At 64.7% G+C, this 3,151-nt stretch carries 3 protein-coding genes; 2 read left to right on the forward strand and 1 reads right to left on the reverse strand.

From position 1 onward, the window contains the following. Nucleotides 1-305 precede the first annotated feature (305 nt). The gene (locus ACWDNY_RS31235) at nucleotides 306-647 is read left to right on the forward strand and encodes a DUF5713 family protein (RefSeq protein ID WP_451649178.1); all 342 of its coding nucleotides are present in this window, start codon (nucleotides 306-308) and stop codon (nucleotides 645-647) included. A 190-nt stretch (nucleotides 648-837) separates the two neighbouring features. Here the strand turns inward: ACWDNY_RS31235 and ACWDNY_RS31240 are convergent, their stop codons facing one another. After that, a complete protein-coding gene (locus ACWDNY_RS31240) occupies nucleotides 838-2,151 on the reverse strand; it encodes an MFS transporter (protein ID WP_451649179.1) in 1,314 nt (437 codons plus the stop codon). 493 nt (nucleotides 2,152-2,644) lie between these two features. On the opposite strand from ACWDNY_RS31240, the gene ACWDNY_RS31245 reads away from it, so the two are divergent. Then, the gene (locus ACWDNY_RS31245) at nucleotides 2,645-2,785 is read left to right on the forward strand and encodes a hypothetical protein (RefSeq protein WP_451649180.1); all 141 of its coding nucleotides are present in this window, start codon (nucleotides 2,645-2,647) and stop codon (nucleotides 2,783-2,785) included. Nucleotides 2,786-3,151 lie beyond the last annotated feature (366 nt).

The raw sequence follows: 3,151 nt of genomic DNA on the forward strand, positions 1-3,151 counted from the left end.
CCTTCCTCTATGCCCCATCAGCCCACAAGTCACCCGATCCAGGACCCCGTTCGAACCAGACCGAGCGCACGACCGGATAGAGAACGGCCAGTTAGGCAGCCACCATGGGGCGAGCCTCGAAGATCATGGCCCCAACGTCGTGCTTTAACGGGCAGGTCCACAGACTGCCCGACGCGCCGGAAGCTTACGGGGCCATGATCACTCGCCCCATGGCAGCTCCCGCCCAAAGCCGCTCCGCCGACCTTGTCAGTGGCGTGCTGCATGATCTGCGCATCGGTTCAATCTAGGGAACGGGGGCACGCAACATGGCCATCACAAACGAGCAGGTGGCAGGGCACGCGTTTCTGCGGGGCCTGTACTCGGACGGGTACTTCCCGGATCACGTGGTCGACAAGGGAAAGGCGATCATGATCCGTCTGTGTGAGCGGATCGAGGCCGAACGACCGACGGATGTGGCGTCGCTGTACGCCCTCACCCAGGCCGCGACGGAGGAGTTCAACCTCCTGGAAGCAGAGTTCGAGGCAGCAGGCAGCGAGATCGAGACGGTTGCCCGGGAAGTGATCGCCGAAGACTTCTGGTTCGTAGCATCGGCCTATGGCTTTCATGACGCTGACGTAGAGACGCTGATCGCAACCCGCGATTGGTGACCTGCTACCGGGTCACCTTGATCCGGGCTGGTAGACGCAGTCAGCTCCGGCGCAGTCCCGGGCCGTCTGTGGGCTGTGCGAGGGAGCTCAACGACGACCAACGCTGACAACCACCGACAGCTAAATCGCAGGTCCAGCGTTGATCGATTGCACGGCCGCAGGTCAGAGATCCGGCCCTTCACTTCTTCGACTAGCGTTTGGACTGCCGATCCTCACTGGGCACGCCGGTCTCCGCAGCAGTTGAGTCATACCTCTCTGCTGCGATCACGCGTTGACGCGCAGCATGTTCATCGGTACGGGCGTCGTAGGACATCAGCTTCGGCAGCGAGATGGCGAGCAGGCCGGCGGCGGCCACGCACATCAGGCCGCCCGACCAGATCGAGGTGCGGACGCCGACGACGGCGGCCATGCCCCCGGCGCGGACCTGGCCCAGCTGGAGGCCCGCGATGGAGAGCATCTCGAAGCCAGCGAGGCGGCCGCGCAGCTCGTCGGGGATCGTCTGATTCCAGATCGTTTGGCGGAAGATTCCGCTGATCGCGTCGCAGCCGCCCGCAACGGTGAGAAGGAGCAGCACCAGCCAGACGTTGTCCGCCAGGCCCGCCATCGTCATCGTGAGGCCGAACGTGGTGGCCGAGAGGATCTGCATGCGGCCGTGGTGATGGATGCGGGACGACCAGCCGCTGGTGAGGCTCACCACGAGCGCACCGGCTGGCAGCGCCGCGTACATCAGTCCCAGGGACCAGGGCGCGTCGAGGTCGTCGGCGAGGAAGGGGAAGACCGCGATGGGGAACCCGAGGCCGGTCTGGGCCACGTCCACGGCGTAGGTGCCGAGCAGCTCCTTGCGCCTCCACGCGTAGCGTGCGCCGTCCGCGATCGAGCGCAGCGACGGCTTCCCGGCGCCGCGCGGGGCGGGGGACGGCCGCAGGCGCAGGCTGAGGGCGACCGAGACGGCGAAGGTGGCTACGTCGATGACGTACGCCCACTGAAGACCGGCGAGGGTGATGAGGAGGCCCGCAAGAGACGGGCCCGCGATCGAACCGATCTGCCAACGCAGGGCGTTGAGGGCGCTGGCTGCGATGAGCTGGTCGTGCGGGACGACGCGGGGGATCATCGCGTCCAGCGCCGGGCGCTGCAGGCCGCCGAGGGCGCTGCTCAGCGCCGCGAGAACGTACAGCGGCCAGACCATGGGGTGGGAAAGCAGCGCGTTGACCAGGAGGGCGACCACCAGCAGACCGAGTGTCGCCTCCGTGTACACGATCAACTTGCGGCGGTCGAGGGCGTCTGCCAGCGCACCACCGTAGAGCCCAAAGAGGATGAGCGGTATCAGCTCGACTGCGCCAACTGCGCCGACTGCCAGGGGTGAGCCGGTCAGCTCCTTCAGCTGGACGGGCACCGCCACCAGGGTCAGGGCGCTGCCGAAGTTCGTGATCAGCCCCGAGCTCCACATCAGCCGGAAGTCGCGGGAAGACCGCCAAGGGGCGAGGTCAGGGAGGAATCGAGGCATGGGACGCGATCCTGGCGGCCTGTGAACGCTAAGGCAACTGCTACTCCGTCGGACCGCGCCCATCTACGTTCCGCTAAAGGAGGCGATTTTCAGCCACATTTCCACGCAGGCTTGTGTACGTCCCTGCTAGTTCCTGCTAGTTCCTGCTAGGCAATGCTCGTAGGTTCCGACCTGCGGAAACACTCACATTGTGAGGCAGCGCGTACGCTTTCTGTGGTCTGATCAGGCAAGATGGCCTGGCCGGTTAGTGTATTGCGTAGGCAATAGAAGATCTCTCGATGTGGGGCCTTCAAGAACGGCCATCTTGACGCCTGAAGTCGCCGTCATGGGTTCACTCTCAAGGCACCATGCTCATAACAGCCAAGAGCCCATCACACCGCTCCGACCTGGAAGCAAGGGCTGCGTGATGGGCCGCGAACCCGGAGGTTCTACGTTGAGTCTGGACCCAACCCCGAGGTATCTGTCAAACCGTCTTCCGCACCCGTGGGTGGTCGTGATCATCGTCGTGCTGATGATGGCGTGGTCACCAGCCGCAGAGGTGGTGAGCGTCTACGTCGATGCAGTCACTGTTGTGGCCCTTTTCGCTGTCGGTTCGAGTACAGCAGCGAAGTACAGCAACCCCACCGGTCCGTGATGGCCGGCCGCGTCCCTAAGCGCTCGCTCTACCAACCCAAGAGACCTCAGCGACCACCGTGCCCGTAGTTCGCATCGAGGGGCAACCTGACATCCACGACTGACTGTGAGGATGTCTGTGGTGCCGCCCGAGAGGGTCTGACCCGCCGACTGACCGACGTGCAGGCTGTCTTGTTGATGAAATGTCGGCCGACTCGGGTGGTGCCGCCCTGCGCGCGGCCGGTCGGGCGTTTGTGACCTCATAGGAGCCCGGCCAAAGGTCCCATCACAGCCTTGTCCTCCCGCCCGACCGGCGCGTGCCATCCCTCATGCGTCGCACGGAAGGACAGCACTCATCAGCATGGCAGACGAGATAACGGTGATCGGC

The organism is Streptomyces sp. NPDC003697 (assembly GCF_053587115.1).